The 26,183-nt window shown below is 68.1% G+C and carries 24 protein-coding genes; 16 read left to right on the top strand and 8 right to left on the bottom strand.

Annotated elements, in window-relative coordinates; genetic code table 11:
• Positions 1-531, top strand: coding sequence for a ribosomal protein S18-alanine N-acetyltransferase (gene rimI / locus ACFSCU_RS00910; protein WP_180550404.1), 531 nt, complete (start codon positions 1-3; stop codon positions 529-531).
• Positions 528-1,466, top strand: a complete 939-nt coding sequence (locus ACFSCU_RS00905) for a uracil-DNA glycosylase (RefSeq protein WP_377559547.1) — start codon at positions 528-530, stop codon at positions 1,464-1,466. The genes rimI and ACFSCU_RS00905 overlap by 4 nt, the downstream gene beginning before the upstream one ends.
• Before the next feature lie 48 nt (positions 1,467-1,514).
• Here the strand turns inward: ACFSCU_RS00905 and ACFSCU_RS00900 are convergent, their stop codons facing one another.
• The 4 genes from ACFSCU_RS00900 to dnaA all read right to left on the bottom strand — a co-directional run bounded on the left by ACFSCU_RS00900 (position 1,515) and on the right by dnaA (position 8,392).
• Positions 1,515-2,888 (bottom strand): IPTL-CTERM sorting domain-containing protein, encoded by a 1,374-nt coding sequence (locus ACFSCU_RS00900; protein ID WP_377559546.1) that lies wholly within the window; start codon positions 2,886-2,888, stop codon positions 1,515-1,517.
• Positions 2,889-3,025: 137 nt separating this feature from the next.
• Entirely contained in the window at positions 3,026-5,608 is a 2,583-nt protein-coding gene (gene gyrB / locus ACFSCU_RS00895) for a DNA topoisomerase (ATP-hydrolyzing) subunit B (protein ID WP_377559545.1), read from the bottom strand.
• A 101-nt stretch (positions 5,609-5,709) separates the two neighbouring features.
• Positions 5,710-6,840 (bottom strand): DNA polymerase III subunit beta, encoded by a 1,131-nt coding sequence (gene dnaN, locus ACFSCU_RS00890; RefSeq protein ID WP_180550406.1) that lies wholly within the window; start codon positions 6,838-6,840, stop codon positions 5,710-5,712.
• Between the two features lie 142 nt (positions 6,841-6,982).
• Positions 6,983-8,392, bottom strand: coding sequence for a chromosomal replication initiator protein DnaA (dnaA, locus tag ACFSCU_RS00885; protein ID WP_180550407.1), 1,410 nt, complete (start codon positions 8,390-8,392; stop codon positions 6,983-6,985).
• A 321-nt stretch (positions 8,393-8,713) separates the two neighbouring features.
• On the opposite strand from dnaA, the gene rpmH reads away from it, so the two are divergent.
• The 5 genes from rpmH (at position 8,714) to ACFSCU_RS00860 (ending at position 13,113) form a co-directional block, all read left to right on the top strand.
• Positions 8,714-8,848 (top strand): 50S ribosomal protein L34, encoded by a 135-nt coding sequence (gene rpmH / locus ACFSCU_RS00880; RefSeq protein WP_124223019.1) that lies wholly within the window; start codon positions 8,714-8,716, stop codon positions 8,846-8,848.
• A gap of 65 nt (positions 8,849-8,913) precedes the next feature.
• On the top strand, positions 8,914-9,309 hold the full coding sequence (locus ACFSCU_RS00875; protein WP_333707800.1) for a ribonuclease P protein component: 396 nt from the start codon (positions 8,914-8,916) through the stop codon (positions 9,307-9,309).
• Entirely contained in the window at positions 9,306-9,593 is a 288-nt protein-coding gene (gene yidD / locus ACFSCU_RS00870; RefSeq protein WP_333707801.1) for a membrane protein insertion efficiency factor YidD, read from the top strand. Before ACFSCU_RS00875 ends, yidD begins: the two co-directional genes overlap by 4 nt.
• Positions 9,590-11,281, top strand: coding sequence for a membrane protein insertase YidC (gene yidC, locus ACFSCU_RS00865; protein ID WP_180550409.1), 1,692 nt, complete (start codon positions 9,590-9,592; stop codon positions 11,279-11,281). Before yidD ends, yidC begins: the two co-directional genes overlap by 4 nt.
• 245 nt (positions 11,282-11,526) lie before the next feature.
• On the top strand, positions 11,527-13,113 hold the full coding sequence (locus tag ACFSCU_RS00860; protein WP_180550410.1) for an ABC transporter substrate-binding protein: 1,587 nt from the start codon (positions 11,527-11,529) through the stop codon (positions 13,111-13,113).
• Between the two features lie 237 nt (positions 13,114-13,350).
• Here the strand turns inward: ACFSCU_RS00860 and ACFSCU_RS00855 are convergent, their stop codons facing one another.
• Positions 13,351-14,598 carry a metal-dependent hydrolase family protein gene (locus ACFSCU_RS00855; protein ID WP_180550411.1) on the bottom strand — a complete coding sequence of 416 codons (1,248 nt, stop codon included), beginning with the start codon at positions 14,596-14,598 and terminating at the stop codon, positions 13,351-13,353.
• A 37-nt stretch (positions 14,599-14,635) separates the two neighbouring features.
• On the opposite strand from ACFSCU_RS00855, the gene mnmE reads away from it, so the two are divergent.
• Entirely contained in the window at positions 14,636-16,048 is a 1,413-nt protein-coding gene (gene mnmE, locus ACFSCU_RS00850) for a tRNA uridine-5-carboxymethylaminomethyl(34) synthesis GTPase MnmE (protein WP_377559543.1), read from the top strand.
• Positions 16,049-16,216: 168 nt separating this feature from the next.
• Positions 16,217-16,705 carry a cyclic nucleotide-binding domain-containing protein gene (locus ACFSCU_RS00845; protein ID WP_180550412.1) on the top strand — a complete coding sequence of 163 codons (489 nt, stop codon included), beginning with the start codon at positions 16,217-16,219 and terminating at the stop codon, positions 16,703-16,705.
• Positions 16,706-16,894: 189 nt separating this feature from the next.
• Here ACFSCU_RS00845 and ACFSCU_RS00840 read toward each other — a convergent pair whose 3' ends face one another.
• Both ACFSCU_RS00840 and ACFSCU_RS00835 read right to left on the bottom strand, forming a co-directional pair.
• Positions 16,895-17,452 (bottom strand): adenine phosphoribosyltransferase, encoded by a 558-nt coding sequence (locus ACFSCU_RS00840; RefSeq protein ID WP_180550413.1) that lies wholly within the window; start codon positions 17,450-17,452, stop codon positions 16,895-16,897.
• Positions 17,453-17,495: 43 nt separating this feature from the next.
• Positions 17,496-19,478, bottom strand: coding sequence for a cation:proton antiporter (locus tag ACFSCU_RS00835; protein WP_377559541.1), 1,983 nt, complete (start codon positions 19,476-19,478; stop codon positions 17,496-17,498).
• Between the two features lie 132 nt (positions 19,479-19,610).
• Between ACFSCU_RS00835 and ACFSCU_RS00830 the strand changes: the two genes are divergently transcribed.
• The 4 genes from ACFSCU_RS00830 to ACFSCU_RS00815 are packed head-to-tail and all read left to right on the top strand — an operon-like array spanning position 19,611 to position 22,545.
• Positions 19,611-20,588 (top strand): KpsF/GutQ family sugar-phosphate isomerase, encoded by a 978-nt coding sequence (locus ACFSCU_RS00830; protein WP_180550414.1) that lies wholly within the window; start codon positions 19,611-19,613, stop codon positions 20,586-20,588.
• Complete coding sequence (locus tag ACFSCU_RS00825) at positions 20,588-21,136, top strand: KdsC family phosphatase (protein WP_180550415.1); 549 nt, start codon at positions 20,588-20,590, stop codon at positions 21,134-21,136. The genes ACFSCU_RS00830 and ACFSCU_RS00825 overlap by 1 nt, the downstream gene beginning before the upstream one ends.
• The gene (gene lptC / locus ACFSCU_RS00820; RefSeq protein WP_180550416.1) at positions 21,133-21,750 is read left to right on the top strand and encodes an LPS export ABC transporter periplasmic protein LptC; all 618 of its coding nucleotides are present in this window, start codon (positions 21,133-21,135) and stop codon (positions 21,748-21,750) included. The genes ACFSCU_RS00825 and lptC overlap by 4 nt, the downstream gene beginning before the upstream one ends.
• Positions 21,751-21,759: 9 nt before the next feature.
• A complete protein-coding gene (locus ACFSCU_RS00815; protein ID WP_377559539.1) occupies positions 21,760-22,545 on the top strand; it encodes an SDR family oxidoreductase in 786 nt (261 codons plus the stop codon).
• An 82-nt stretch (positions 22,546-22,627) separates the two neighbouring features.
• On the opposite strand, the gene ACFSCU_RS00810 is transcribed toward ACFSCU_RS00815, so the two are convergent.
• Complete coding sequence (locus ACFSCU_RS00810) at positions 22,628-23,227, bottom strand: RNA recognition motif domain-containing protein (protein WP_377559538.1); 600 nt, start codon at positions 23,225-23,227, stop codon at positions 22,628-22,630.
• Positions 23,228-23,614: 387 nt separating this feature from the next.
• On the opposite strand from ACFSCU_RS00810, the gene ACFSCU_RS00805 reads away from it, so the two are divergent.
• The 3 genes from ACFSCU_RS00805 to metW all read left to right on the top strand — a co-directional run bounded on the left by ACFSCU_RS00805 (position 23,615) and on the right by metW (position 26,111).
• Positions 23,615-24,184 carry a TMEM165/GDT1 family protein gene (locus ACFSCU_RS00805; RefSeq protein ID WP_180550418.1) on the top strand — a complete coding sequence of 190 codons (570 nt, stop codon included), beginning with the start codon at positions 23,615-23,617 and terminating at the stop codon, positions 24,182-24,184.
• 131 nt (positions 24,185-24,315) lie between these two features.
• Complete coding sequence (gene metX / locus ACFSCU_RS00800) at positions 24,316-25,530, top strand: homoserine O-acetyltransferase MetX (protein ID WP_377559537.1); 1,215 nt, start codon at positions 24,316-24,318, stop codon at positions 25,528-25,530.
• Positions 25,527-26,111 carry a methionine biosynthesis protein MetW gene (gene metW, locus ACFSCU_RS00795; protein ID WP_180550419.1) on the top strand — a complete coding sequence of 195 codons (585 nt, stop codon included), beginning with the start codon at positions 25,527-25,529 and terminating at the stop codon, positions 26,109-26,111. Before metX ends, metW begins: the two co-directional genes overlap by 4 nt.
• Positions 26,112-26,183 lie beyond the last annotated feature (72 nt).

Raw genomic sequence — 26,183 nt, 5'->3', positions numbered from 1 at the left:
ATGAGCGCCGTCCTCTCCGCCACCACCCCATCCGCTTGGCCGCCCGTCGCGCCCGCGCTGGAAGCACGCTTCGAGCCCATGGCGGCCGAGCGGCTGGATGCCGTGCTGGCCATCGAGCAGAACGTCTACAGCCACCCCTGGTCGCGCCGCAACTTTGCCGACACCCTGGCGGCCGGACACCAGGCGCAATGCCTGGTCGGGCCGCTGCCGGATGGGAGCGAGGACCTGATCGGCTACTTCGTCGCCATGCAGGGTCATGAGGAAGTGCACCTGCTCAACATCACCGTCGCGGCCGGGCACCAGCGCCAGGGCTGGGCGCTGGTCATGCTCGACGCGTTGGCGCTGTGGTCGCGCGCGCGCGGGGCGCACTGGCTGTGGCTGGAAGTGCGCGCCAGCAACACGCGCGCGCAGCAGATCTACCTGAAGCGCGGTTTTGCCCGCGTGGGCCTGCGCAAGGCCTACTACCCCGCCGGCCACGGCCTGCGCGAAGACGCCGTGGTGATGAACCTGCGGCTGGGAGACGGCGCATGACTCTGCAACTGGATGAGCGCCAGCGCGCCATGCTGGCCGAGATGGGCATCAAGCTGTGGTTGCCCAAGGCGGCACCGGCAACTCCTGAAACCGTAGCTGCCAGCGCTGACCAGGCGGGCGCTGGAGCCCGATTTGATTCTGAACCGGTGCAGCCGGCCGCCGCCGCGCCCTCGATTGCCCGCGCTGCCGCCGCGCCTTCCTCACCGCGCCCCCGCCCCGTCGCGCCGTCGGAAGGCGCCACCCCCGCACCCGAGTCCAGGTCCGCAATGGCTCTCGGCCCGCGCCCCGAAGGCGTGGCCGACATGGACTGGCTGCAGCTGGAGGCCACGGTGGCCGCCTGCCGCGCCTGCGGCCTGTGCGCCGGCCGCACGCAGACCGTGTTCGGCGTCGGCGCCCGCAGCGCCGACTGGATGGTCATCGGCGAAGCCCCCGGCGAGAACGAAGACCGCCAGGGCCAGCCCTTCGTCGGCCAGGCCGGCAAGCTGCTGGATGCCATGCTGGCCGCCATCGGCCTGTCGCGGCAGGTGGAGAGCGCTTCTGAATCGATAGCTGCTCGCGCAGACCAGGCAGGCGCTGAAGGCCAAAAAGGCTTGAAACGCGGTGTCTACATCGCCAACGTGCTGAAGTGCCGCCCGCCCGGCAACCGCAACCCGCAACCCGACGAAATCGCCCAGTGCGAGCCCTACCTGCGCCGCCAGGTCGCGCTGGTGCAGCCGAAGATCATCCTCGCCATGGGCCGCTTCGCCGTGCAGTCCTTGCTGCAGACCACCGAGCCCATCGGCCGCCTGCGCGGCCGCGTACACACCTACGAAGGCGTGCCCGTCATCGTCACCTACCACCCCGCCTACCTGCTGCGCGCCCTGCCCGACAAGGCCAAGGCCTGGCAGGACCTGTGCCTGGCGCTGGAGGTGATGGGCGGGCAGGACGGGCGCTGAGCGCGGGCCCATCGGCAACCGCGCTCAGCCCTCGCCGGGCGCGCCGCCTCAGCCGCCGCGCCGGCGGCGCGGATAGGCCAGCCAGCCGAGCAGGCCGGACAGCAGCATCAGGCCCCAGGCTTCCAGCGTCGGAACCGGCTGGACCGCCGCCGGGGCGAAGCTGGCCGTGACCGCCTGGTGGGCCGCGATGCCGCTCAGCGTGCACACCGGGTTGGTGCCCGAGCAGGCGCCCGACCAGCCGGTGAACACATAGCCCGGGTTGGCCGTGGCCGTGCAGGTGCTGCTGCCGCCGGCCGCCACCACGGCGGGCACGCACACCGCGCTGCCGCCGGCCGGGTTGTTGACGCTGGCCGTGACGTTGTAGGCCGGCGCGAAGTTGGCCGTCACCGCCCGGTCGGCCGTCACCCCGCTCAGCGTGCAGACCGGGTTGCTGCCCGCGCAATCGCCCGACCAGCCGGTGAACACATAGCCTGCGTTGGCCGTGGCCGTGCAGGTGCTGCTGGCACCCGACAGCACGGAGGGCGGCACGCAAGCCACGCTGCCCGCGGCCGGATCATTGACGCTGGCGGCGATGTGGTAAGTGGGCACCGTCACCGTGGCACTGGCGCTGCCCGACAGGCTGCCCGAGGTCCAGGTGGCGGTGTTGGTGGTGGTGTTGTTGATCACGGCCGCCGCGTTGATGCCCAGCGCGACTGTGTTGATGCTCGCGCCGGGCGCCAGGCTGTGGTTCAGGCCGCTGAAGATCGTGCCCAGCTGGTCGTCCACCAGGTCGTGGGTGCTCAGTGTCGTGGTGCCGGTGTTGGTGGCGGTGTAGCAGTAATACACCGTGGTGCCGGTGTTGACCGAGAGGCTGCTGGTGGCCGCGCACACGCCGGGGGTGGTGCCCACGGTCTTGGTCAGCACGATCGCCTCGGTGGTGCGGACCTGGGCCGTCCAGCCGGGATAAGTAACGGAGAAGTCGGAGCAGAACGCGAAGGTGATCGCATTGCCCGTGGAGCGCACCAGGCCCGGGCCGGCGTTGCCGGGCAGCCCGCCGCCCCACCACGCGCCCGCGGTGCCCCCGCACACCGGCGGCGAGGCATTGCCGGAGCCGATCTGCGGCGCGGCCGTGCTGGCGCCGTCGTAGATGAACAGTCCATCCCAACCACCCTCGACCTGGAACGCCGCGAACGCCACATCGATGGTGGTGCCCGGCGCCGACATGAAAGTGACGACGCTGGTGGACAGGTTGGTGTAGTTGGCGTAGTTGCCCCCCGGCCCGCCGCTGTCGTAGTAGTTGAACCAGGCAGTGCCGGGCCCCGAATTGAGCGTGTAGGTGGCGTGCCCCGTGTTGTACGGGTGGTTGACGGCCGTTTGCGCCGACGCCGAACCCCAGCCCAGCAGCACGCCGAGCGAAAGCAGAAGAATCCGAACAAGCCCCATCACAACCCCCTCTTGCGGTGAAAACCATGCGACGCAAAAGGTAATTTTATTCGTCATGTAACAAAATTTACACGGCGTCGGGTCAAACTGACGGTGTTTGTGGCAGCTAGCCGACATCGTGAAGGGCGCGCGGTCCTTCAAGCGTCGATATTCGCCGCCCGCAGCGCGTTGGTCTCGATGAAGGCGCGGCGCGGCTCGACTTCGTCGCCCATCAGGGTGGTGAACACTCGGTCGGCTTCGATGGCGTCCTCGATCTGCACGCGCAGCAGGCGGCGCACGGTGGGGTCCATGGTGGTTTCCCACAGCTGCTCGGGGTTCATCTCGCCCAGGCCCTTGTAGCGCTGGCGCGCGGTGGTGCGCTCGGCCTCGGCCAGCAGCCATTGCATGGCCTGGCGGAAATCGCTCACGCGCTCCTCGCGCTGGCGCTCGCCCTCGCCGCGACTGACTTTGGCGCCTTCGGTCAGCAGGCCCTTGAACGTCTGCGCGGCTTCGGCCAGCGCGGCGTAGTCGGCGCCGTGCACGAAGTCCTGGGTGAGGACGCTGCTCTTGATGTTGCCGTGGTGCCGGCGGCTGATGCGCAGCACGGGCTTGTCGGTGCGAGCGTCGAATTCGCTGGCGACTTCGGGCGCGCTGCCGCCGGATTGCTGCTCGTGCAGGTATTGCTGTAGCGCCAGCGCGCTGGCTGCGGCGGCCTCGGTGCTGTCCAGGTTCAGCGCCACGCCGGCGGCGATGGCGCGCAGGGCCTCGGCGTCCATGAAGGCCGACAGGCGCTCGATCACGGCCTCGGCCAACTGGTGCTTGCGCGCCAGTTCGGCCAGGGTGTCGCCGCTGATCTGCTGCGCGGCATCGCCGCCGGTGTGCACCACGGCGTCCTTCAGCGCCACGCGCAGCAGGAAGGCCTCCAGCGCGGCGTTGTCCTTCAGGTACAGCTCTTCCTTGCCGGCCTTGACCTTGTACAGCGGCGGCTGGGCGATGTAGATGTGGCCACGCTCGACCAGCTCGGGCATCTGGCGGTAGAAGAAAGTGAGCAGCAGGGTGCGGATGTGCGCGCCGTCCACGTCGGCGTCGGTCATGATGATGATGCGGTGGTAGCGCAGCTTGTCGATGTTGAAATCGTCGGCGCCGCTCTTGCCCGAGTCGGCGGCGGTCTTGCCGATGCCGGTGCCCAAAGCGGTGATGAGGGTGACGATTTCGTTGCTGGTCAGCAGCTTCTCGTAGCGCGCGCGCTCGACGTTCAGGATCTTGCCGCGCAGCGGCAGGATGGCCTGGAACTTGCGGTCACGCCCCTGCTTGGCGCTGCCGCCGGCCGAGTCGCCCTCGACGATGTAGATCTCGCTCATCGCCGGGTCTTTTTCCTGGCAGTCGGCCAGCTTGCCGGGCAGGCCGAAGCCGTCGAGCACGCCCTTGCGGCGCGTCATTTCGCGCGCCTTGCGGGCGGCCTCGCGCGCGCGGGCGGCCTCGACGATCTTGCCGCAGATGATCTTGGCGTCGTTCGGACGCTCTTCCAGGTACTCGGCCAGGGACTTGGCGACGATGTCCTCGACCGGCGCGCGCACTTCGCTGCTGACGAGCTTGTCCTTGGTCTGGCTGCTGAACTTGGGTTCGGGCACCTTCACGCTCAGCACGCAGACCAGGCCCTCGCGCATGTCGTCGCCGGTGACGTCCACCTTGGCTTTCTTGGCCAGTTCGTTCTGCTCGATGTACTTGCTGATGACGCGCGTCATCGCCGCGCGCAGGCCGGTGAGGTGCGTGCCGCCGTCGCGCTGCGGGATGTTGTTGGTGAAGCAGAGCACCTGCTCGTTGTAGCCATCGTTCCACTGCATGGCCACTTCCACACCGATCTCGGTGCCGGGGATGCCGCCGTAGGTCTCGGACGGGCGCGTGCCGGTGGCGTGGAAGGCGTTGGGGTGCAGCACCTTCTTGGCGCCGTTGATGAAGTCGACGAAGCCCTTCACGCCGCCGGCGCCGGAGAAGTCGTCTTCCTTGCCGCTGCGCTCGTCGATCAGGCGGATGCGCACGCCGTTGTTCAGGAAGCTGAGTTCGCGCAGGCGCTTGGCCAGGACTTCATAGTGGAAGTCGCTGTTTTCCTTGAAGATCTCGGTGTCGGGCAGAAAGCGCACCTCGGTGCCGCGCTTGTCGGTGTCGCCCGTGATCTTCATGGGTGACACAAGGACAAGGCCCTCCGGGCCTTGTAGTTCCGTCGTTATTCTGTCTTGCACGAAGCCGCGGCTGAACTCCAGCTCGTGCTTCTTGCCGTCGCGCCGCACCGTCAGGCGCAGCTTGCTCGACAGCGCGTTCACGCAGCTCACGCCCACGCCGTGCAGGCCGCCCGAGACCTTGTAGCTGTTCTGGTTGAACTTGCCCCCGGCGTGCAGCTCGGTCAGCGCGATCTCGGCGGCCGAGCGCTTGGGCTCGTGCTTGTCGTCCATCTTCACGCCGGTGGGGATGCCGCGGCCGTTGTCGGTGACGCTGATGGAGTTGTCGGAGTGGATGGTGACGACGATGTCGTCGCAGTAGCCGGCCAGCGCCTCGTCGATCGAGTTGTCGACCACCTCGAACACCAGGTGGTGCAGGCCGGTGCCGTCGCTGGTGTCGCCGATGTACATGCCCGGGCGTTTGCGCACCGCCTCCAGGCCTTCCAGGATCTGGATGGCGCCTTCGCCGTAGCCGCTGCCGGCGGCAGCAGGGGTCTGGGAATCGGGCTTGGATGCGTCGGTCATGAAATCTTCCGCGTAGCTGCTTATGAATGAAATTGGCTTTCATCGCTTACGGGATAAGCGCGAGCAGCTATAAAAAACAGAGTAAACGGGGCGTTGGCGCATCAGATGCGCATGGGCATCACCACGTACTTGAAGTGGGCGTTGTCGGGCAGGGTGATGAGGGCCGAGCTGTTGGCGTCCTGCAGGTCGATCTTCACCATCTCCTGCTGGCTCATGTTGGCCAGCGCGTCGATCAGGTAGGTGACGTTGAAGCCGATCTCGATCGAATCGCCACCATAGTCGATGTCGAGTTCGTCCACCGCCTCTTCCTGCTCGGCGTTGTTGGAGGCCACGCGCAGCGTGCCGGGCTCGAAGTTCAGGCGCACGCCCTTGAACTTCTCGCTGGTCAGGATGGCGGTGCGTTGCAGGCTGGCCAGCAGCGGCGCGCGGCCCAGGGTGACGCTGTTGCTGTGGTTCTTGGGGATCACGCGGTTGTAGTCGGGGAACTTGCCCTCGACCAGCTTGGTGACGAACTCCATGGCGCCGAACGAAAAGCGCGCCTGGTTGGCGGCGAACTGCATCTCGATCATCGGCGCTTCCTGCCCCTCGGGCACGCTGGCGTCGGACAACAGGCGCTGCAGCTCGATCACGGTCTTGCGCGGCAGGATCACCTCCTGCTTGGGCACTTCCACGTCCAGCGTGGCGCTGGCAAAGGCCAGGCGGTGGCCGTCGGTGGCCACCAGGCTGAGCTGCGTGCCCTCGGCCACGAACAGGATGCCGTTGAGGTAGTAGCGAATGTCGTGCACCGCCATGGCGAAGGCCACCTGGTCGAGCAGGTTCTTCAGCGTCTTCTGCGGCACCTTGAAGGCGGGGCCGAAGTTGGGCGCCTCCTGCACCAGCGGGAAGTCCTCGGCCGGCAGGGTCTGCAGCGTGAAGCGCGACTTGCCGCCTTTCAGGATCAGCTTGTTCTGCTGCGACTCCAGGCTCACCGTCTGGTCGGCCGGCATGGTGCGCAGGATGTCGATCAGCTTGCGCGCGCCCACGGTGGTGGCGAAGTTGCCGCTGTCGCCGCCCAGCGTGGCCGCGGTGCGGATCTGGATCTCGAGGTCGCTGGTGGTGAGCTGCACGGTTTCGCCGTTCTTGCGCAGCAGCACGTTGGCCAGCACCGGCAGCGTGTGGCGGCGCTCGACGATGCCGGCGACCGATTGCAGCGCGCCGAGCAACTGGTTTTGGGTGGTCTTCAGAACGATCATGTCTTCCTCAATATCCTCGTCATGATGGGCGCCCAGGCCGGGCCGTGTGGCGCCCACGCCGCCCCTGAAGGGTCAGCGTCGGCCAACCCCGCATTGTCGCCGTTTTTGGGGCCTTTCTGCCTCAGCGCCACGCCTGCCGGCCTCATCCTTTCAGCGTCTGCTCCAGCACGTGCAGCTGCTGGTTCAGCTCGGTCAGCTGCTGGCGCTCGCCGGCGATCTTGCGCACCGCGTGCAGCACGGTGGTGTGGTCGCGCCCGCCGAACAGCTCGCCGATCTCGGGCAGGCTTTTCTGCGTCAGTTCCTTGGCCAGGTACATGGCAATCTGGCGCGGCCGGGCGATGCTGGCGGGGCGCTTCTTGCTGTACATGTCCGAGACCTTGATCTTGTAGTAGTCGGCCACGGTCTTCTGGATGTTCTCGACGCTGATCTGGCGGTTCTGGATCGACAGCAGGTCGCGCAGCGCCTCGCGCGCCAGCGGGATGGAGATTTCCTTCTGGTTGAAGCGCGAATAGGCCAGGATCTTGCGCAGCGCGCCTTCCAGTTCGCGCACGTTCGAGCGCACGTTCTTGGCGACGAAGAACGCCACTTCCTCGGGCATCTCGGTGCCCTCGGCGGCGGCCTTGCTGATCAGGATGGCCACGCGCATCTCCAGCTCGGGCGGCTCCAGCGCCACGGTCAGGCCGGCATCGAAGCGCGACACCAGCCGCTCGTGGATGTCGGCCAGGCCCTTGGGGTAGGTGTCGCTGGTCATCACGATGTGGCTCTTCTTGGCCAGCAAGGCCTCGAAGGCGTTGAAGAACTCCTCCTGCGTGCGGTCCTTGTTGGCGAAGAACTGCACGTCGTCGATCAGCAGCAGGTCGAGCGAGTGGTAGCGGTCCTTGAACTGGTCGAAGGTCTTGCGCTGGTAGGCCTTGACCACATCCGACACGAACTGCTCGGCATGGATGTAGAGAACCTTGGCATCCGGGCGAGCCTGCAGCAGCCGGTTGCCCACCGCGTGCATCAGGTGGGTCTTGCCCAGGCCCACGCCGCCGTAGATGAACAGCGGGTTGTACAGCTGCCCCGGCGCGCCCGCCACGTGCAGCGCCGCCGCCCGCGCCATGCGGTTGGCCGAGCCTTCGACCAGGGTGTCGAAGGTCAGGGCACTGTTCAGCCGATGGCGGAAACCGCTGCCGCCGGCGCTTTCCTCTTCGCTGGGTATCGGTGCCGGGGTGGCCTCATGAACCGCTGGCGGCGGGCTGCCTGCGGACGAGGCGATCTCTTGAGGGGTATATTTGACGAGCGCTGCGCGAGGAGCAAGCGCTAACTCCACGCTCACCGGCTGCCCATGGAGCGATTCCAGGATGCCGGCGATGCGCGTGGCGTATTGGGCGCGCACCCAGTCGAGTTTGAAGCGGTTGGCGACGAACAGCGTGAGCTTCGACTGGTCGGTGGCCAACTGGGCGTTCAGCGGCTTGATCCAGGTGTTGAACTGCTGCTCGGGCAATTCCTGGGCCAGAACTTCAAGGCAGGCCGGCCATAACGCCGCGCCGGCGGAAACTGGGGTGTGCATGGGGAAACGAGGGGCCCTGGTCTGTGGATAAGCGGTGCCGACCGGGCGCCGGAGGCGATGCCCGAACGCAGATTATCCACAAGCGCGCGGCGGCCGCAAGAGGCGATCAGGGGGCACGGCCAAGGCCGGGGCGGGCGATGATGCCATGCCTGCCTTGGCCTTGTCGCCAAGATTTGCGATAATGCCGGGTTTCCCTTGATCTTGCGGCGCCGTTTCAGCCATGGGCTGGTGGCGCCGGGCTGCGCCAGCCGGCGCGCCACTGCCGGTGGATGTGCCGCCGCAGCCTGGGAAGCTCCCGATTCATTCCAAGGACGATCCGTCATGAAACGCACTTACCAGCCCTCCAAGACGCGCCGCGCGCGTACCCACGGCTTCCTGGTCCGCATGAAGACCCGCGGTGGCCGCGCCGTCATCAAGGCGCGCCGCGCCAAGGGCCGCAAGCGTCTGGCTGTCTGAGTTCGAACCGGCCTGCTGTGCCGGCGCCGGCCTGCCTGATGTCGAAGGCAGCACGCCCGAGCCTCATGCGCCGCTTGCGGACCCGCGATCAGTTCCAGGCCTTGCTGGCGCACCGACCGGTGTCGCGCACGGCGCATTTCGCCCTGCACCGCCTGCCTTTGCAGGCGCCGGGTGCGGGCGATGGCGCGGGGCCGACCCTGTTCCAGCCCGCCGATGGCGCGTGGCTGGGCGCCATGGTGCCCAAGCGCTGGGCGCGCCGCGCCGTGACGCGCAACGCCATCCGCCGCCAGATCCACGCCGTGGGTGAAAGCCTTCAGCCGCCGCTTGCCGCCGATGCGCACCTGGTGCGCCTGCGCGCAGGTTTTGCGCGGTCGCAGTTTCCCAGTGCCAGTTCGACGGCGCTGAAGGCGGCTGTGCGCGCCGAACTGCTGCTGCTGTTCGCCAGCCGGGAGCGCCGATGATCCGCGCGCTGCTCATCGGCCTGGTCAAGGGCTATCGGCTGCTGCTGTCGCCCTGGCTCGGCTCGTCCTGCCGCTTTGCGCCCACCTGTTCGCTGTACGCGCTGGGCGCGCTGGAGCAGCATGGCGCGCTGGCCGGCAGCTACCTCACGCTGCGGCGCATCGCGCGCTGCCATCCATGGTGCGAAGGGGGCTGCGACCCGGTCCCCGCGCATCCTCCCCGCCTCTTCACCGGCCTGATCGCGTCCAAGCGACCGGGCGCGCACCCGCCAAACCACCCGCAATGAACGACATCCGCCGCACCATCCTCTGGGTGATCTTCGCCTTCTCGCTGGTCATGCTGTGGGACCAGTGGCAGGTGCACAACGGCAACCGGCCGACCTTCTTCCCCGGTGCGTCGCAGCCCGCTGTCACGGCCAGTGCACCGGCTTCGGCGGTGCCGCCGGCCGCCAGCGCCGTGCCTGCAGCCACGCCCGGCGCCACGGCCATGCCGCCCGGCACCGCAGCCCCGGCACCGGCGGCCGAGGCCATGGCGCGCGAGCGCATCGAGGTCACGACCGACGTGCTCAAGCTGGTGTTCGACACCGAGGGCGGCTCGGTCATCCGCAGCGAATTCCTCAAGCACCCCTCGGCCGAGCACCCCGACCAGCCCTTCGTGCTGTTCGACAGCAGCGCCAACCGCGTGTACCAGGCGCAGTCGGGTCTGATCGGCGGGCCGTTCCCCACGCACAAGACACCTATGAAGTTCGTCGGCGAGCGCGCGCTGGCCGATGGCGCCAACGAGCTGGTGCTGCGCTTCGAGTCGGCCGAGCAGGGTGGCGTGCGGCTGAACAAGATCTACACGCTCCAGCGCGGCTCGTACCTGGTCGATGTGCGGCACGAGGTGGTCAACGCCAGCGGCCAGGCCGTGAACCCGCAGCTTTACGTGCAGCTGGTGCGCGACGGCAACCAGGCCGAGAACGCCACGCCGTTCTATTCCACCTTCACCGGCCCGGCCTTCTACACCGACGCCAAGAAGTTCCAGAAGGTGGCCTTCACCGACATCGAGAAGGGCAAGGCCGAGTTCGTCACCTCCTCGCCCGACGGCTGGGTGGCCATGGTGCAGCACTACTTCGCCAGCGCCTGGCTGTGGCCGCAGAACGTGCAGCACGACAACTTCGCCCGCAAGGTCGACAACAACCTGTATGCGGCGGGCATGATCGCCCCCGTGGGCGCGGTCGAGCCCGGCGCCACCCGCACGGCCGACACGCGCCTGTTCGTCGGCCCGCAGGACGAGAAGCTGCTCGAGAGCATCGCCCCCGGCCTGGAGCTGGTGAAGGACTACGGCTTCTTCACCATCCTGTCCAAGCCGCTGTACTGGCTGCTCGACAAGCTGCACGGTGTCATCGGCAACTGGGGCTGGGCCATCGTGGCGCTGGTGTTCCTGCTGAAGATTCTGTTCTACCCGCTCAACGCCAAGGCCTACGCCAGCATGGCCAAGATGAAGGCCATCAACCCCAAGGTGATGGACCTGCGCGAGCGCTACAAGGACAACCCGCAGCAGATGCAGATGGAGATGATGCGCGTCTACCGCGAGGAGAAGGTCAACCCCATGGGCGGCTGCCTGCCCATCCTGATCCAGATCCCGGTGTTCATCGCGCTGTACTGGGTGCTGCTGTCCAGCGTCGAGATGCGCGGCGCGCCGTGGATCCTGTGGATCAAGGACCTGTCCATCAAGGACCCGTACTTCATCCTGCCCGTCGTGATGACGCTGACCACGCTGCTGCAGACGGCGCTGAACCCGCTGCCGCCCGACCCGATGCAGGCCAAGCTGATGTGGATGATGCCGCTGATGTTCAGCGTGATGTTCTTCTTCTTCCCGGCCGGCCTGGTGCTGTACTGGATCACCAACAACGTCCTGACCATCGCGCAGCAGTGGGTCATCAACACCCGCATGGGCGTGCCGCCGAAGCTCAACCTGCCGAAGTTCCGATAGGTGCTTCAGGCACGCGATCAGGAAAGCCCGCCAATGGCGGGCTTTCCTTTTGATAGTGCCTTGCGCAGGCAGCGCGCCATTTTCAGGTGAAAACGATCTGAAACCGGCTTAAAACCGGCGCTGGCAGCTATGTTTTAAATAGCTTCTTCCGATGGCCCTTCACGCCGTGGGGAGCGCGGCCAGGCCGGCGAGCCGACTTTCTGTAGCATCGGTGCTTTACAACCCTGTTGATAAAGGACCACCCGATGGCACGTTCTTCCTTTGTTCGCAGCGCGCTGGCGCTGGCGGTGCTGGCGGCGGCCGGGGTGTCGCACGCGGCCACGCTGCGCATCGCCGGGGCCAACGACATCCTCACCTTCGACCCGCACGCGCAGAACCACCAGACCACGCTGGCCTACCAGCAGATGGTCTACGAATCGCTGGTGCGCTACAACGAGAAGTACGAGGTCGAACCCTCGCTGGCCGCCAAGTGGACGATGGTCTCGCCCACGCAGATCCGCTTCGAGCTGCGCAAGGGCGTCAAATTCCACGACGGCGCGCCCTTCACGGCCGACGACGTGGTGTTCTCGCTCAACCGCGCGATGACGCCGCCCTCCAACATGACGGCCTACGTGCAGAGCGTGAAGGAAGTCAAGAAGGTCGACGACCACACGGTCGACGTGATCCTGAAAGGCCCGAGCCCCGTGGTGCTGCGCGAGCTGACCGACGCGCGCATCATGAACAAGGCCTGGGCCGAGAAGAACAACGCCGCCAAGGCGCAGGACTACAAGGCCAAGGAGGAGAACTTCGCCGCCCGCAACGCCAACGGCACCGGCCCCTTCATCCTCGAAGCCTGGCAGCCCGACACCCGCACCACGCTGAAGAAGAACGCCGACTGGTGGGACAAGCCGCGCGGCAACGTCGACAACATCGTCTTCACCCCCATCAAGGCGGCGGCCACGCGGTCGGCCGCGCTCATCTCCGGCCAGGTCGACATGGTGGTCGACCCACCGGTGCAGGACCTGGAGCGCATCAAGCGCGACGCCAACATCAAGGTCATCGAAGGGCCGGAAAACCGCACCATCTTCCTCGGCTTCGACCAGCACCGCGACGAGCTGATGGGCTCCAACGTCAAGGGCAAGAACCCGCTGAAGGACAAGCGCGTGCGCCAGGCGCTGTACCAGGCGGTCGACATCGCGGCGATCGAGAAGAACGTGATGCGCGGCCTGGGCAAGCCCACGGGCACCATGATCGCGCCCATGGTCAACGGCTGGACGAAAGAGCTGGGCGCGCGCGCCGCCAAGTTCGACGTCAACGCCGCCAAGAAACTGCTGGCCGATGCCGGCTACCCCAACGGCTTCGAGCTGACGCTGGACTGCCCGAACGACCGCTACGTCAACGACGAGGCCATCTGCCAGGCCGTCACGGCGATGTGGACGCGCATCGGCGTCAAGACCCGGCTGCAGACCAACCCGATGTCGATCCACTCGGCCAAGATCCAGAAGTTCGACGTCAGCGCCTACATGCTGGGCTGGGGCGTGGCCACTTTCGACGCGCTGTACTCGCTGGATTCGCTCATCAGCACGGTCGACCCCAAGGGCGGCGCCGCCGGCAACTTCAACTGCGGCCGCATGAGCAACCCGATCGTCGACAACCTGATCCAGCAGATCAAGACCGAGATGGACCCGGCCAAGCGCAACCCGATGATCCACGAGGCGCTGCAGATCGTGAAGGACGACTACAACTACCTGCCCCTGCACGACCAGATCCGCCCCTGGGCCATGCGCAAGAACGTGACCACGGTGCACCGGCCCGACGACCGACCGATGGTGATCTGGACGACTGTCAAGTGACATCCCCCTGAGCGGCTGACCCCGCTTCCCCCTTCTCTCGCTTCGCTGCGCTTCGCGGGAAGGGGGACAACGCCAGCGGCCGGCGCAGGTCCGTCCGCGGCGTTCGCTGGCGTGGCCTGCTCCGCGGCCATTCGAGTGTTGATTTGCTTGGTAGTTGATAGCTGCCAGCGCTTTACAGGCGGGCGCTAGAGCCATTTATTTGTGTGAAACCCCGGTCGCATGGGCGCCGGGGTTTTCTTATGTGGGCAGCTCGTTGAACCGCACCAGCCCGCCCTGCATCACCAGCGCGATGCGCTCGCCCTGGCCGGTCAGGCAGGTCAGGTCGTCCAGCGGATTGCCGTCGACCAGCAGCAGGTCGGCCAGCGCACCCGGCACGATCTCGCCCAGCCGGCCGCTCTGGCCCAGTAGCTCGGCGCCGATGAGCGTGGCGCTTTGCAGCACGTCCAGGTTGGACTGCACCTGCGCGCGGATCAGGAACTCCTCGCTCTGCAAATCGTGCGAGCCACCCAGCAGGTCGGTGCCGAAGGCCAGCTTCACACCGGCGATCTTGAAAATTTCCAGTGATCGCAATCCCGCCGCGCGCACCTGCTCGACCTTGGCCACGCTCTCGGCACCCAGGCCCAGCCGCACGCCGTCGCGCGCCAGCGCCTCGTAGGTGATGAGCGTGGGCACGGCGACCGCGCCGCGCTCGGCCATCAGCGCGGCGGTGGGCGCGTCGATCAGGTTGCCGTGCTCGATGCTGCGCACGCCGCATTCCACCGCGCGGCGGATCGCTTCGGGCGTGTACGCGTGCGCCAGCACGATGGTGTGCCGCGCCGCAGCCTCGTCGACGATGGCGCGCGTCTCGTCCAGCGAATAGCCGAGCGCATTCACCGGATCGGTGGGCGAGGCCACGCCGCCGCTCGACATGATCTTGATCTGGTCGGCGCCCATCTGCAGCAGCTCGCGCACCGTGCGGCGCACTTCGTCCACGCCATCGACCACGCGCGTGCTGGCCAGGCGCAGGCAACCACAGCCGATGGGCTGCAGCCGATCCGAGCGCGGGCGGAAGTCGCCGTGTCCGCCCGTCGGGCTGAGCGCCGGGCCGCTGACGAACAGGCGCGGGCCGACCACGGTGCCGTCCATGCCGTCCTCGATGGCCTGCTTAAGTGCCCAGTCGGCGCCGCCCGCGTCGCGCACGGTGGTGAAGCCGCGCCGCAGCATGCCGCGCAGGATCGGCAGCGCGCGCAGCGCCAGCGTGGTGTTGGGCGTCTGTGCCAGCAGGGCGAGGTTGGTGGCCGAGAAGGTGACGTGCACATGGCAGTCGATCAGCCCCGGCATCAGCGTGCGGCCACCGCCGTCGATGACGTGCGCGCTCTGCGTGGTGATCGGCCGGTCGGACAGCTCGCGGATCGTGTCGCCTTCCACCAGCACCTGGTGGTCTTCCAGCAAGCGCCCGGCGCGCACGTCGAGCACATGGACGTTCTTGAACAGGGTCAGGCTCATGGCGGCGGCGCGGCGTGGGGTCGCGGACAATCATGCCATGCTGAGCCCCACCGCCGACCCCATCGTCGCCATCGCCACAGCGCCCGGCCGCGGCGCCGTGGGCATCGTGCGCGTGTCGGGGCGCGACGTGGCGCCGCTGGCGCGTGCGCTCACCGGGCGCGCGCTGGCCCCGCGCGTGGCCACCTTCGGCCCGTTCAGGGAGGCCGACGGCAGCCCCATCGACCACGGCCTGGCCATCCACTTTCCGGCGCCGCATTCGTACACCGGCGAAGACGTGCTGGAGCTGCAGGCGCACGGTGGCCCGGTGGTGCTGCAGTTGCTGCTGCAGCGCTGCCTGCAGGCGGCGGCGGAGACTGACCCCACGACCGGCGCCGAACGCCTGCCGCACCTGCGCCTGGCGCGGCCGGGTGAGTTCACCGAACGCGCCTTCCTCAACGGCAAGCTCGACCTGGCGCAGGCCGAGGCAGTGATGGACTTGATCGACGCCAGCACCGAAAGCGCCGCGCGCTCGGCCAGCCGCTCGCTGGCGGGCGCGTTCTCGCAGCAGATCCATGCGCTGGTCGATGGCCTGATCCAACTGCGCATGCTGATCGAGGCGACGCTGGATTTTCCTGAAGAGGAAATCGACGTGCTGAGCACGCACGACGTGCGCGGGCAGCTATCGAATCTGAAGCAAATGCTGGCGGGCGTGCAGGCCCGCGCGCGCCAGGGCGCGCTGCTGCGCGAGGGCATCCAGGTCGTCATCGCCGGGCAGCCCAACGCCGGCAAGAGCAGCCTGCTGAACGCGCTGGCGGGGGCTGAGCTGGCCATCGTCACCCCCATTGCCGGCACCACGCGCGACGTGGTGCAGCAGACCATCCAGATCGAGGGCGTGCCGCTGCGCGTGCTCGACACCGCCGGCCTGCGCGAGAGCGAGGACGAGGTCGAGCGCATCGGCATCGCCCGCGCCTGGGCGCACATCGCCGACGCCGACGCGGTGCTGCTGCTGCACGATCTGACGCGCATGCAGACACCAGAGTACGCGACGGAAGACGCCGCCATCGCTGCCACCATGGCCGAGAAGCTGCCCGCCTCGGTACCGGTGATCCACCTCTGGAACAAGCGCGACGCTGCGCCCTGCGCGGCCGTGCCCGACGGCGGCATCGCGCTGTCGGCGCGCACCGGCGAAGGGCTGGATGCGCTGCGCGCGCGCCTGCTGCAGGTGGTGGGCTGGCAGGCCGGCGCGGGCGATGGCCTGTTCATCGCGCGCGAGCGCCACCTGCAGGCGCTGGCCCGCGCCGCCGGCCATCTGCAGGCGGCTGGTGCGCACCTGGAAGGCCCGGCGCCGATGCTCGACCTGCTGGCCGAGGAACTGCGCCTGGCGCAGAACGCGCTGGCCGAGATCACCGGCGAATTCACTGCCGACGATCTGCTGGGCGTGATCTTCGCCCGCTTCTGCATCGGCAAGTGAGCGCTTGCGCGCCGGCCGCACCCCGTGTGGCGTGGCCGGTGCGCCGTCCATGCCGCGGCGCTGGCGCCGCGCCGCCAGCGCCGGTTACCGCGTTCGGGGTATGGCGCACGGGCGGGGGCGGCGCCTACACTGGCCGCACAACAAACGGTGCGTTTTCAGGGGGTGGTGATGGACATGTATGAACTGGGCTCGGCCGCGGCCTTGCGCGGCCTGATCGACGCCACGCGCCAGGGCGGCGCCTACGACGCGCTGGCCTGCGGGCTCGATGGCGATCAGTGGGCCTGCCTGGCGCCTTACCTGCAGCCCTACCCGGTGCGCACCGGGCAGGTGCCGATCCGCCAGGGCGACAAGGACCGCACGCTGTTCTTCATCGAATCCGGTACGCTGACCGTGCACCTGGAAGACGTGAGCGGCCGCATGAAACTGGCCGTGCTGGCGCCCGGCACGGTGGTGGGCGAAGGTGCCTTCTTCAGCGGCCAGCCGCGCAGCGCCACGGTGGTGGCCACGCGCGACAGCCAGCTGTGGGCGCTGAAGTACGCGCGCTTTCAGGAGCTGTCGGCACGCCAGTCGGCGATTGCGCTGGAGCTGGCCATGGCCTGCGCCGCCGTGGTGGTGCGCCGGCTGGCCAGCACGACGCTGCGGGTGGCGGTGACCTGAGCGGCTGCGGGTTCGACGCTGCCGGGGCAGGGGGGGACTTCCCGAATTTTTTGATCTATTAATAATGGCTTTAGCGCCCGAGCAGCAGGCGCCAGCAGCTATTGAATTGATATTTCAAAATGTCGTCAAATCGATATCGCCTGATGGGGTGCCCGGCGCTGCGCCACCAGACCGCGGCACGCACCGCGCTCAATGCCCGTCGAACTCGACCAGCGTGAACAGCTTCAGCCCGCCCTCGCGCAGGCGCGCCGAGCCGCCCAGCTCGGGCAGGTCGACGATGGCAGCGCCTTCGGTCACGGTGGCGCCCAGCTTTTCCAGCAGCTTCTTGCCGGCCATCATGGTGCCGCCGGTGGCGATCAGGTCGTCGATCAGCAGCACGCGCTGGCCGGCCTGCACGGCGTCGGTGTGCAGTTCCACCGTGGCGCTGCCGTATTCCAGCTCGTAGGTTTCGGCCACGGTGTCGAAGGGCAGCTTGCCCTTCTTGCGGATCGGCACGAAGCCCACGTTCAGCTCATACGCCACCACGCTGCCTAGGATGAAGCCGCGCGCGTCCAGCCCGGCCACCACGTCGGGGCGCAGCTCGGGCGCCATGTAGCGGTGCACGAAGGCGTCGATCAGCACGCGGAACACGCGCGGGTTCTGCAAGAGCGGCGTGATGTCGCGGAACTGCACGCCGGGCGCCGGCCAGTCGGGCACGGTGCGGATGTGGTCACGCAGGTAGTCGGAGACGGAGAAGACAGCGGTCATGGCGCGCCCATTGTGCCTTCAGTTGCGGCGTGCCCGGGCCGCTTCACGCCGCCAGCACGTTGGCCGCGCGCGCCAGCGGCTCGGCCGTGCCCGACAGCACCAGCGTCTCGCCGCCCTGCAGCACGGTGTCGGGGTCGATCGGCAGCGGCGCGCCGGTGTGGCTGCGCATGCTGATGGGGCGCAGCGCCTCCAGCGGCGCCAGCACGTCGGCCAGGCGGCGGCCTTCCACGGCGTCGGGCAGGGTGAAGGCCTGCAGGCGTTCCTCGGCCAATTCGTCGACGCTGGCGTCGTCGGCGCCGTGGAACCAGCCGCGCAGCAGCCGGTAGCGCTGGTCGCGCTGGTCGCGCATGATGCGCACCACGCGCCGCATGGGCACGCCCACCAGGGCCAGCGCATGGCCGGCCAGCATCAGCGAGCCTTCGTGCGATTCGGGCACCACCTCGGTGGCGCCGGCGGCGCGCAGCTTGTCGAGATCGCGGTCGGTCTGCGTGCGCACGATCACCGGCAGCTGCGGCGCCTGCGCGCGGATGCTGCCCAGCACCTGCATCACGCCGTGCAGGTCCAGCGTGGTGATGACCACGGCGCTGGCGCGGTTCAGGCCGGCGGCGATCAGCGCCTGCGGCTTGGCCGCGTCGCCAAACGCCACGGCGTGCCCGGCGGCGCGCGCCTGGCGCACGCGGTCGGGGTCCAGGTCGAGCGCCATGTAAGGAATGCCTTCCTGCTCCAGCACACGCGCCATGGCCTGGCCGCTGCGCCCGTAGCCGCAGATCAGCACATGGCCCTGCGCGTTGATCGACTGGCTGGCGATGCGCGTCATCTGCAGCGACTGCTGCAGCCATTCGCTGGCCACCAGCCGCATCACCAGCCGGTTGCTGCCCATGATGATGAAGGGCGTGGCCAGCATCGACAGCACCATCGCCGCCAGGATGGGGTTGAACAGCTCGGGCGCCAGCAGGCCTTCGCGCCGGCTCAGCGTGAGCAGCACGAAGCCGAATTCGCCCGCCTGCGCCAGGTACAGCCCGGTGCGCAGCGCCACGCCGCTGCTGGCGCCCAGCAGCCGGGCCAGCAGCGCCACCAGGCCCAGCTTGAACAGCACCGGCACCGTCACCAGCGCCAGCACCAGCGGCCACTGCAGCCAGATCAGGCGCCAGTCCAGCAGCATGCCGATGGTGATGAAGAACAGGCCCAGCAGCACGTCGTGGAAGGGGCGTATCTGCGCCTCCACCTGAATCCGGTATTCGGTCTCCGAGATCAGCACGCCGCAGATGAAGGCGCCCAGCGCTAGGCTCAGCCCCGCGTGCTCGGTCAGCCAGGCCAGGCCCAGCGTCATCAGCAGCAGGTTGAGCATGAACAGCTCCTCGCTCTTGCGCCGCGCCACCACCGTCAGCCACCAGCGCATCACGCGCTGGCCACCCCACAGCAGCAGCGAAATGAGGGCGGCCGCCTTCAGGCCCGCCAGCAGCAGCGCGGTGAACAGGCGCTCAGGCTCGGCACCCAGCGCCGGAATCAGCACCAGCAGCGGCACCACCGCCAGGTCCTGCAGCAGCAGCACGCCCATCACGCGCTGGCCGTGTTCCGAATCCAGCTCCAGCCGGTCCACCATCATCTTCACCACGATGGCGGTGCTGCTCATGGCCATGGCGCCCGACAGCGCCAGCGCCGTCTGCCAGCCGATGTGCCAGCGGTCGGCCATCAGCCAGTTGATGGCGATGGCGCCGGCGCTGACCAGCGCCATCGTCAGCACCACCTGCGCCAGCCGCAGGCCGAACACGTGCCGGCGCATGGCGCGCAGCTTGGGCAGGTTGAACTCCAGCCCGATCACGAACATCAGGAACACCACGCCGAACTCGGCCAGGTACTTGATGCTTTCGGCGTCCTGCCCGAAGGCCAGGCCCAGCGTGTGCGGCTCCATCAGCACGCCGGCCACCAGATAGCCCAGGATGGCCGGCAGCTTGAGCCAGCGGCACGTGGCCACGCCCAGGACGGCGGCCAGCAGATACAGCAGCGTCAGCTCCAGGGCGGTCATGGGGTGGTGTGCAAAACGGGCGGGTTGCCATGATACTCCTGAAAACATAGCTGTTGGCGCTTGATGGGTGGGCGCTACAGGCATTTTTTGCTTGAATGTCTTTCTGCGATGCCTGCCGATAAAATGCCCCGCATGCCTTTCGACCCCGCCCAGGTGCTGCGCTTGGCCCACGACACGCTGGACATTGAAGCCGCCGCAGTGCTGGGTCTCAAGCGCCGGCTGGGCGACGGCTTCGCGGTGGCGGTGGAGCTGATGCTTCAGGTGACCGGCCGCGTGGTCGTCATGGGCATGGGCAAGAGCGGCCACGTGGGCCGCAAGATCGCCGCCACGCTGGCTTCCACCGGCACGCCGGCCATGTTCGTGCACCCGGCCGAGGCCAGCCATGGCGACCTGGGCATGATCAAGGCCGCCGACGTGGTGCTGGCGATTTCCAACAGCGGCGAGAGCGACGAGCTGATCGCCATCGTGCCGCTGTTCAAGCGCCTGGGCGTGCCGCTGGTGGCCATGACCGGCCACACCGACTCCACCCTGGCGCGCCACGCCGACGTGGTGCTGGACAGCGGCGTCGAGAAGGAGGCCTGCCCGCTCAACCTGGCGCCCACCGCCAGCACCACCGCGCAACTGGCGCTGGGCGACGCGCTGGCCGTGGCGCTGCTCGATGCGCGCGGCTTCAAGGCCGAGGACTTCGCCCGCTCGCACCCCGGCGGCGCGCTGGGCCGGCGCCTGCTCACGCGCGTGGCTGACATCATGCGCAGCGGGGGCGACGTGCCGCGCGTGCCGCCCGAGGCCGACTTCAGCCACCTGATGCGCGAGATGACGCGCAAGGGCCTGGGCGCCTCGGCCATTGCAGACGCGGAGGGCACGCTGCTGGGCATCTTCACCGACGGCGACCTGCGCCGCCTGGTCGAGACCGGGCGCGACCTGCGCGCGCTGACCGCCCGCGACGTGATGCACGCCAACCCGCGCGCCATCCGCGACGATGCCCTGGCCGCCGAGGCCGCCGAGGCGATGGAAAAGCACCGCGTGAACGTGCTGCTGGTGCTGGATGCCCAGGAGCGCCTGACCGGTGCGCTGAACAGCAACGACCTGATGCGGGCCAAGGTGATCTGATGGCGTCGCCCGCACTGCACTATCCGCCCGAGTTGCTGCTGCGCGCACAGGGCATTCGCGTGGCCTTTTTCGACGTCGACGGCGTGCTGACCGACGGCGGGCTGTACATCAGCGCCGAGGGCGAGACGCTGAAGCGCTTTCACACGCTGGACGGCCACGGCCTCAAGCTGCTGGCGCGCGCCGGCATCGTGCCCTGCGTGATCTCGGGCCGCGACTCGGCGCCGCTGCGTCTGCGGCTGCAGGCGCTGGGCGTGCAGCACCTGCGCCTGGGCACCGAGGACAAGCGCCCCGCCGCCGAGGCCCTGCTGGCCGAGCTGGGCCTCGACTGGTCGCAGGCCGCCGCCATGGGCGACGACTGGCCCGACCTGCCGGTGATGCAGCGCGCCGCCTTCGCCTGTGCGCCGCCGCAGGCCCACCCCGAGGTGCTGGCGGTGGCGCACCACGTCACCCAAGCGGCGGCCGGCGCCGGCGCGGGCCGCGAATTCTGCGACCTGCTGCTGGTGGCGGGCGGGCATTACCGGCGCCTGCTGGACGAGGTGCTGGCATGAACCCGGCCCGCCTGTGGCGCTACGGCATGAACCAGTTGTCGGCCTGGCTGCCGGCCTTGCTGATGCTGGTGTTCGCGCTCGGCACCTGGTGGCTGGTGCGCAACGCGCCCAAGTTCGCGGCGGCGGATGCCGAGCAGGTGGTGTCGAAGGAGCCCGATTACTTCATGCGCGATTTCTCGGTGCGCAGCTTTGATCCCTCGGGCCGCCTGAAGTCCGAGCTCATCGGTGCCGAAGGCCACCATTACCCGGCCACCGACACGCTGGAGGTGCAGCAGCCGCGCATCCGCTCGTACGACGAGCAGGGCCACCCGACGGTGGCCACGGCGCAGCGCGCGGTCTCCAACGGCGATGGCTCGGAAGTGCAGCTGTACGGCAATGCCCGCGTGGTGCGCGACGCCGTGGCACGCCCCGGCCAGGCGGCGGTGCCGCGCATGGAGTTCCTGGGCGAGTACCTGCACGCCTTCATCGACGAGGAGCGCGTGAGCTCGGACCAGCCGGTGGAGCTGCGCCGCGGCGCCGACGTGTTCACCGGCGACGTGTTCTCCTACGACGACCGCAGCGGCGTGGCCGAGCTCACGGGCCGCGTGCGCGGCGTGCTGCAGCCGCAGCGCTGACGCCGGCCCATGGCTGCCGCGCCCCTGGCCTTCATCACTGGCGCCTCCAGCGGCATCGGCCAGGCCCTGGCGCTGCGTTACGTGGCGGCCGGCTGGCGCGTGGCGCTGGTGGCGCGGCGCCAGGCCGAGCTGACCGCCTGGGCCACCGCGCAGGGCTGGCCCGCCGGGCGCTGGCAGGTGTACGGCGCCGACGTGGCCGTCATCGACGCCATCGTGGCCGCCGGCCAGGCCTGCATCGCCGCGCAGGGCGTGCCCGACGTGGTGATCGCCAACGCCGGCATCAGCGTCGGCATGGACACGGCCGAGCGGGATGACATCGACGTCATGGCGCGCACCTTCGCCGTCAACAACACCGGCATGGCGGCGACGTTCCATCCCTTCGTCGAGCCCATGCGCCGGCGCGGCAGCGGCACGCTGGTGGGCATCGCCAGCGTGGCCGCCATCCGCGGGCTGCCGGGCCATGGCGCCTATTGCGCCAGCAAGGCGGGGGTGGTGAGCTACTGCGAAAGCCTGCGTGGCGAACTGCGCGGCAGCGGCGTGCGCGTGGTCATCATCGGGCCCGGCTACATCGACACGCCGCTGACACGCCAGAACCGCTATGCCATGCCGTTCCTGATGCCGGCCGAGGTGTTCGCCGACCGGGCTTACCGGGCCATCGAGCGCGGTGTCAGCTACCGCGTGATTCCGTGGCAGATGGCGGTGGTCGCCAGGCTGTTGCGCGTGCTGCCGAACGCCCTGTTCGACCGGCTGCTGGCGGGCCGCCCGCGCAAGGCGCGGCAGCACCCCTCATCCTGAGCGTCGGCGGCGACCATGAAAAAAGGCTCCCGAGGGAGCCTTTCTGGTGGATGTCCTCCGGGCCGCGGCCCGAGTCGTCACATCACTCGTCGTCGCGACCGCCGTCGTAGCCGCCTTCACGGCGACCACCGCCATAACCGCCTTCACGGCGGCCACCGCCACGCGGGCCGGCGCCGTAAGGGCTGCGGAAGCTGCCGTCGTTGCCGCCGCCTTCGTAGCCGCCACCGCCTTCGCGGCGACCGCCACCGTAGCCACCGCCGCCGCTGCCTTCGCGACGACCACCGCCGTAACCACCGCCACCGCCGCCGTAACCGCCGCCGCCACCACCGTAGCCACCGCCGCCTTCACGGCGACCGCCGCCGTAGCCGCCGCCACCGCCGCCGCCGTAACCACCACCGCCACCACCAAAACCGCCGGTGCGGGGGGGGCGAGCTTCCATCGGGCGGGCTTCGTTGACGACCACGTTGCGGCCGCCAAGCGATTGGCCGTTCATGCCGTTGATGGCGTCCTGCGCCTCGGCATCGGTGCCCATTTCGACAAAGCCGAAGCCCTTGGAGCGGCCGGTGTCGCGCTCCATCATCACCTTGGCGCTGGTCACGGAACCGAACTGCGCGAAGGCTTGCGCCAGGTCGGCATCGCGTACGCCGTACGGAAGGTTGCCGACATAAAGTTTGTTGCCCATTAAACGGGACTCCTCAATAACAAAGAAAAAGCGATGGAGTCCGCAAAACGCCTTCCACGAACCTTGGCTCGGCCAAGAAGGGGCAACTGACTGTGATCACCGCAAAAGCACATGGCGTACCACTTTCTGTGGCACACCCGCGCGATTATGCGTCAGAACCATGAAAGTCAAGCATGTGGAAATTAGTTGACTGATATTGTCGGAATTCGCGTGGATACTGGCTTTGCGCACGATTGGGCCTCTGTGTGGGGGCTAGAATCCGCGGCCTTCAGGCTGTGCGGCGCGGCGTCGATCGGCTTTCAGGCAACTATTGTTTCCATAGCTGTTGGCGCATGACAGGCTTGCGAAAACGGGCATTTTGACCATCATTCTTGATTCGCAGCCTTCATGGAAGCCTTCCTGATCTCGACCGGCATCGTCGCCTTGGCTGAAATGGGTGACAAGACGCAATTGCTGTCGCTGGTGCTGGCGGCACGCTTTCGCAAGCCCTGGCCGATAGTGTTGGGAATTTTCGTCGCCACGCTGGCCAATCACGCGCTGGCCGGCGCCGTCGGCAGCTGGGTGACCACAGTGCTGGGCCCCGATGTGCTGCGCTGGGTGCTGGGTGCATCGTTCATTGCCATGGCCGTGTGGATGCTGATTCCCGACAAGCTCGACGATGGCGACACGCCGTCCGGCACCAGCCAGTGGGGCGTGTTCGGCACCACGCTGATCGCGTTCTTCCTGGCCGAGATGGGTGACAAGACCCAGATCGCCACCGTGGCGCTGGCAGCGCAATACCAGCAGTGGGCGGCGGTGGTGGCCGGCACCACGCTGGGCATGATGATCGCCAATGCACCCGTGGTGTGGTTCGGCGACAGGCTGGTCAAGAAGGTGCCCATCCGTGTGGTGCACCTGATCTCGGCGCTGATCTTTGCCGTGCTGGGGGTGTTGGCCATCATGGGCGTGGGGGCGTAGGCAGGCGCGGCGCTATACTGGCCTTTCAGCGCCGATTTGCCTCTGCTTGCGGGCGCTTAACAAATACCGCTAAATCCGAGACACGCGTGCAACCCGGTTTCTGATTTGGCGGAACCGGGTTTTTTGTTGCCATGTCGTTCATCGCCACGCCGCAAAGCCTGCATTTCGAGGCGCCGCTGCCCCTGCAAAGCGGCGCGTCGATCCGCGGCTACGACCTCACCTACGAAACCTACGGCCAGCTCAATGCCGAGCGCAGCAACGCCGTGCTGATCTGCCATGCGCTCAACGCCTCGCACCACGTGGCCGGCATCTACGAAGGCCAGGCACGCAGCGAAGGCTGGTGGGACAACATGGTCGGCCCCGGCAAGCCGGTGGATACGGACCGCTTCTTTGTCATCGGTGTCAACAACCTGGGCAGCTGCTTCGGCTCCACCGGGCCGATGCACGTGAACCCCGACACAGAGCGCGTGTATGGCGCCGACTTCCCGGTTGTCACCGTGGAAGACTGGGTCAACGCCCAGGCCCGCCTGCTCGATGCGCTGGGCATCCAGCAGCTGGCCGCCGTGATGGGCGGCAGCCTGGGCGGCATGCAGGCGCTGAGCTGGACGCTGCAATACCCCGAGCGCGTGCGCCACGCCGTGGTGGTGGCCAGCGCGCCCAACCTGTCGGCCGAGAACATCGCCTTCAACGAGGTCGCGCGCCGCGCCATCGTCACCGACCCGGACTTTCACGGTGGCCACTTCTACCAGCACGGCGTGGTGCCGGCGCGCGGCCTGCGCATCGCGCGCATGATCGGCCACATCACGTATCTCAGCGACGACGTGATGAACGCCAAGTTCGGCCGCGAATTAAGGCCCCCCACGCTCCCTGCTTCGCATGGTGCGCTGCCCCCGGAGGGGGCGCTCGCGCCTAGGGGCGGCCCGTCGGCGCTCGACGCGCCGCCCGTGCCAGCCTATCGTTATTCGACGCAGGACATCGAGTTCCAGATAGAGAGCTACCTGCGCTACCAGGGCGACAAGTTCAGCGAATACTTCGACGCCAACACCTATCTGCTGATCACCCGCGCGCTGGATTACTTCGACCCCGCGCGCGCCTTCGGCGGCGACCTGACGCAGGCGCTGGCGCGGGCCACGTGCAAGTTCCTGCTGGTCAGCTTCTCCACCGACTGGCGTTTCTCGCCCGCGCGCTCGCGCGAGATCGTCAAGGCGCTGCTCGAGAACCGCCGCGACGTCAGCTACGCCGAGATCGACGCGCCCCACGGGCACGATGCCTTCCTGCTGGAAGACGAGCGCTACGTGGGCGTGGTGCGCTCCTATTTCGAGAGTTTTGCAGGAGAAGCGCGATGAGCGATGCCCTGACGCAAGACACCATCGCCCGCCTCGTGCCCGAAGGCGCGCACGTGCTCGATCTGGGCTGCGGCGACGGCGCGCTGCTGGAGAAGCTGGTGCGCCAGCGCCGCTGCACCGGCTACGGCATCGAGATAGACGACGCCAACGTGCTGGCCTGCGTTCAGCGCGGCGTGAACGTGCTGCAACTCAACCTGCATGAAGGGCTAAGGGCGTTCCAGGACCAGAGCTTCGACGTCGTGCTGCAGATCGACACGCTGCAGCACCTGCGCAACGCCGAGGTGATGCTGCGCGAAACCGCGCGCGTGGGCCGCATCGGCATCGTAGCCTTCCCCAACTTCGCCTACTGGCCCAACCGCCTGAGCATCGCGCGTGGCCGCATGCCGGTGACGCGGCGCCTGCCCTACCAGTGGTACGACACGCCCAACATCCGCGTCGGCACCTTCAGGGATTTCGAGGCGCTGGCGAAGAAGAACGGCCTGAAGGTGCTCGACGCCTTCGGCCTGCAGGACGGCCGCACCGTGCGCTGGCTGCCCAATGCGCGCGCCAGCACGGCGGTGTTCAAGCTGGCGCGCGGCTGAACACTTCGACGCAAATCGTCATTGAACCGACCCGGTGCTGACACGGCCAATTCACGGCGCAGGAAGAAAGTA

The sequence above is a fragment of the Ottowia beijingensis genome (genome assembly GCF_042680925.1).
GTDB classification, from domain to species: domain Bacteria; phylum Pseudomonadota; class Gammaproteobacteria; order Burkholderiales; family Burkholderiaceae_C; genus Ottowia; species Ottowia beijingensis.
This window is presented reverse-complemented; position numbering and strand designations above follow the sequence as displayed.

Excerpts from the sequence above, each read along its gene's own strand:
- rimI (WP_180550404.1), top strand. The coding sequence starts at position 1 with ATGAGCGCCGTCCTCTCCGCCACCACCCCATCCGCTTGGCCGCCCGTC.
- ACFSCU_RS00905 (WP_377559547.1), top strand. The coding sequence starts at position 528 with ATGACTCTGCAACTGGATGAGCGCCAGCGCGCCATGCTGGCCGAGATG.
- ACFSCU_RS00900 (WP_377559546.1), bottom strand. The coding sequence starts at position 2,888 with ATGGGGCTTGTTCGGATTCTTCTGCTTTCGCTCGGCGTGCTGCTGGGC.
- gyrB (WP_377559545.1), bottom strand. The coding sequence starts at position 5,608 with ATGACCGACGCATCCAAGCCCGATTCCCAGACCCCTGCTGCCGCCGGC.
- dnaN (WP_180550406.1), bottom strand. The coding sequence starts at position 6,840 with ATGATCGTTCTGAAGACCACCCAAAACCAGTTGCTCGGCGCGCTGCAA.
- dnaA (WP_180550407.1), bottom strand. The coding sequence starts at position 8,392 with ATGCACACCCCAGTTTCCGCCGGCGCGGCGTTATGGCCGGCCTGCCTT.
- rpmH (WP_124223019.1), top strand. The coding sequence starts at position 8,714 with ATGAAACGCACTTACCAGCCCTCCAAGACGCGCCGCGCGCGTACCCAC.
- ACFSCU_RS00875 (WP_333707800.1), top strand. The coding sequence starts at position 8,914 with ATGCGCCGCTTGCGGACCCGCGATCAGTTCCAGGCCTTGCTGGCGCAC.
- yidD (WP_333707801.1), top strand. The coding sequence starts at position 9,306 with ATGATCCGCGCGCTGCTCATCGGCCTGGTCAAGGGCTATCGGCTGCTG.
- yidC (WP_180550409.1), top strand. The coding sequence starts at position 9,590 with ATGAACGACATCCGCCGCACCATCCTCTGGGTGATCTTCGCCTTCTCG.
- ACFSCU_RS00860 (WP_180550410.1), top strand. The coding sequence starts at position 11,527 with ATGGCACGTTCTTCCTTTGTTCGCAGCGCGCTGGCGCTGGCGGTGCTG.
- ACFSCU_RS00855 (WP_180550411.1), bottom strand. The coding sequence starts at position 14,598 with ATGAGCCTGACCCTGTTCAAGAACGTCCATGTGCTCGACGTGCGCGCC.
- mnmE (WP_377559543.1), top strand. The coding sequence starts at position 14,636 with ATGCTGAGCCCCACCGCCGACCCCATCGTCGCCATCGCCACAGCGCCC.
- ACFSCU_RS00845 (WP_180550412.1), top strand. The coding sequence starts at position 16,217 with ATGGACATGTATGAACTGGGCTCGGCCGCGGCCTTGCGCGGCCTGATC.
- ACFSCU_RS00840 (WP_180550413.1), bottom strand. The coding sequence starts at position 17,452 with ATGACCGCTGTCTTCTCCGTCTCCGACTACCTGCGTGACCACATCCGC.
- ACFSCU_RS00835 (WP_377559541.1), bottom strand. The coding sequence starts at position 19,478 with ATGACCGCCCTGGAGCTGACGCTGCTGTATCTGCTGGCCGCCGTCCTG.
- ACFSCU_RS00830 (WP_180550414.1), top strand. The coding sequence starts at position 19,611 with ATGCCTTTCGACCCCGCCCAGGTGCTGCGCTTGGCCCACGACACGCTG.
- ACFSCU_RS00825 (WP_180550415.1), top strand. The coding sequence starts at position 20,588 with ATGGCGTCGCCCGCACTGCACTATCCGCCCGAGTTGCTGCTGCGCGCA.
- lptC (WP_180550416.1), top strand. The coding sequence starts at position 21,133 with ATGAACCCGGCCCGCCTGTGGCGCTACGGCATGAACCAGTTGTCGGCC.
- ACFSCU_RS00815 (WP_377559539.1), top strand. The coding sequence starts at position 21,760 with ATGGCTGCCGCGCCCCTGGCCTTCATCACTGGCGCCTCCAGCGGCATC.
- ACFSCU_RS00810 (WP_377559538.1), bottom strand. The coding sequence starts at position 23,227 with ATGGGCAACAAACTTTATGTCGGCAACCTTCCGTACGGCGTACGCGAT.
- ACFSCU_RS00805 (WP_180550418.1), top strand. The coding sequence starts at position 23,615 with ATGGAAGCCTTCCTGATCTCGACCGGCATCGTCGCCTTGGCTGAAATG.
- metX (WP_377559537.1), top strand. The coding sequence starts at position 24,316 with ATGTCGTTCATCGCCACGCCGCAAAGCCTGCATTTCGAGGCGCCGCTG.
- metW (WP_180550419.1), top strand. The coding sequence starts at position 25,527 with ATGAGCGATGCCCTGACGCAAGACACCATCGCCCGCCTCGTGCCCGAA.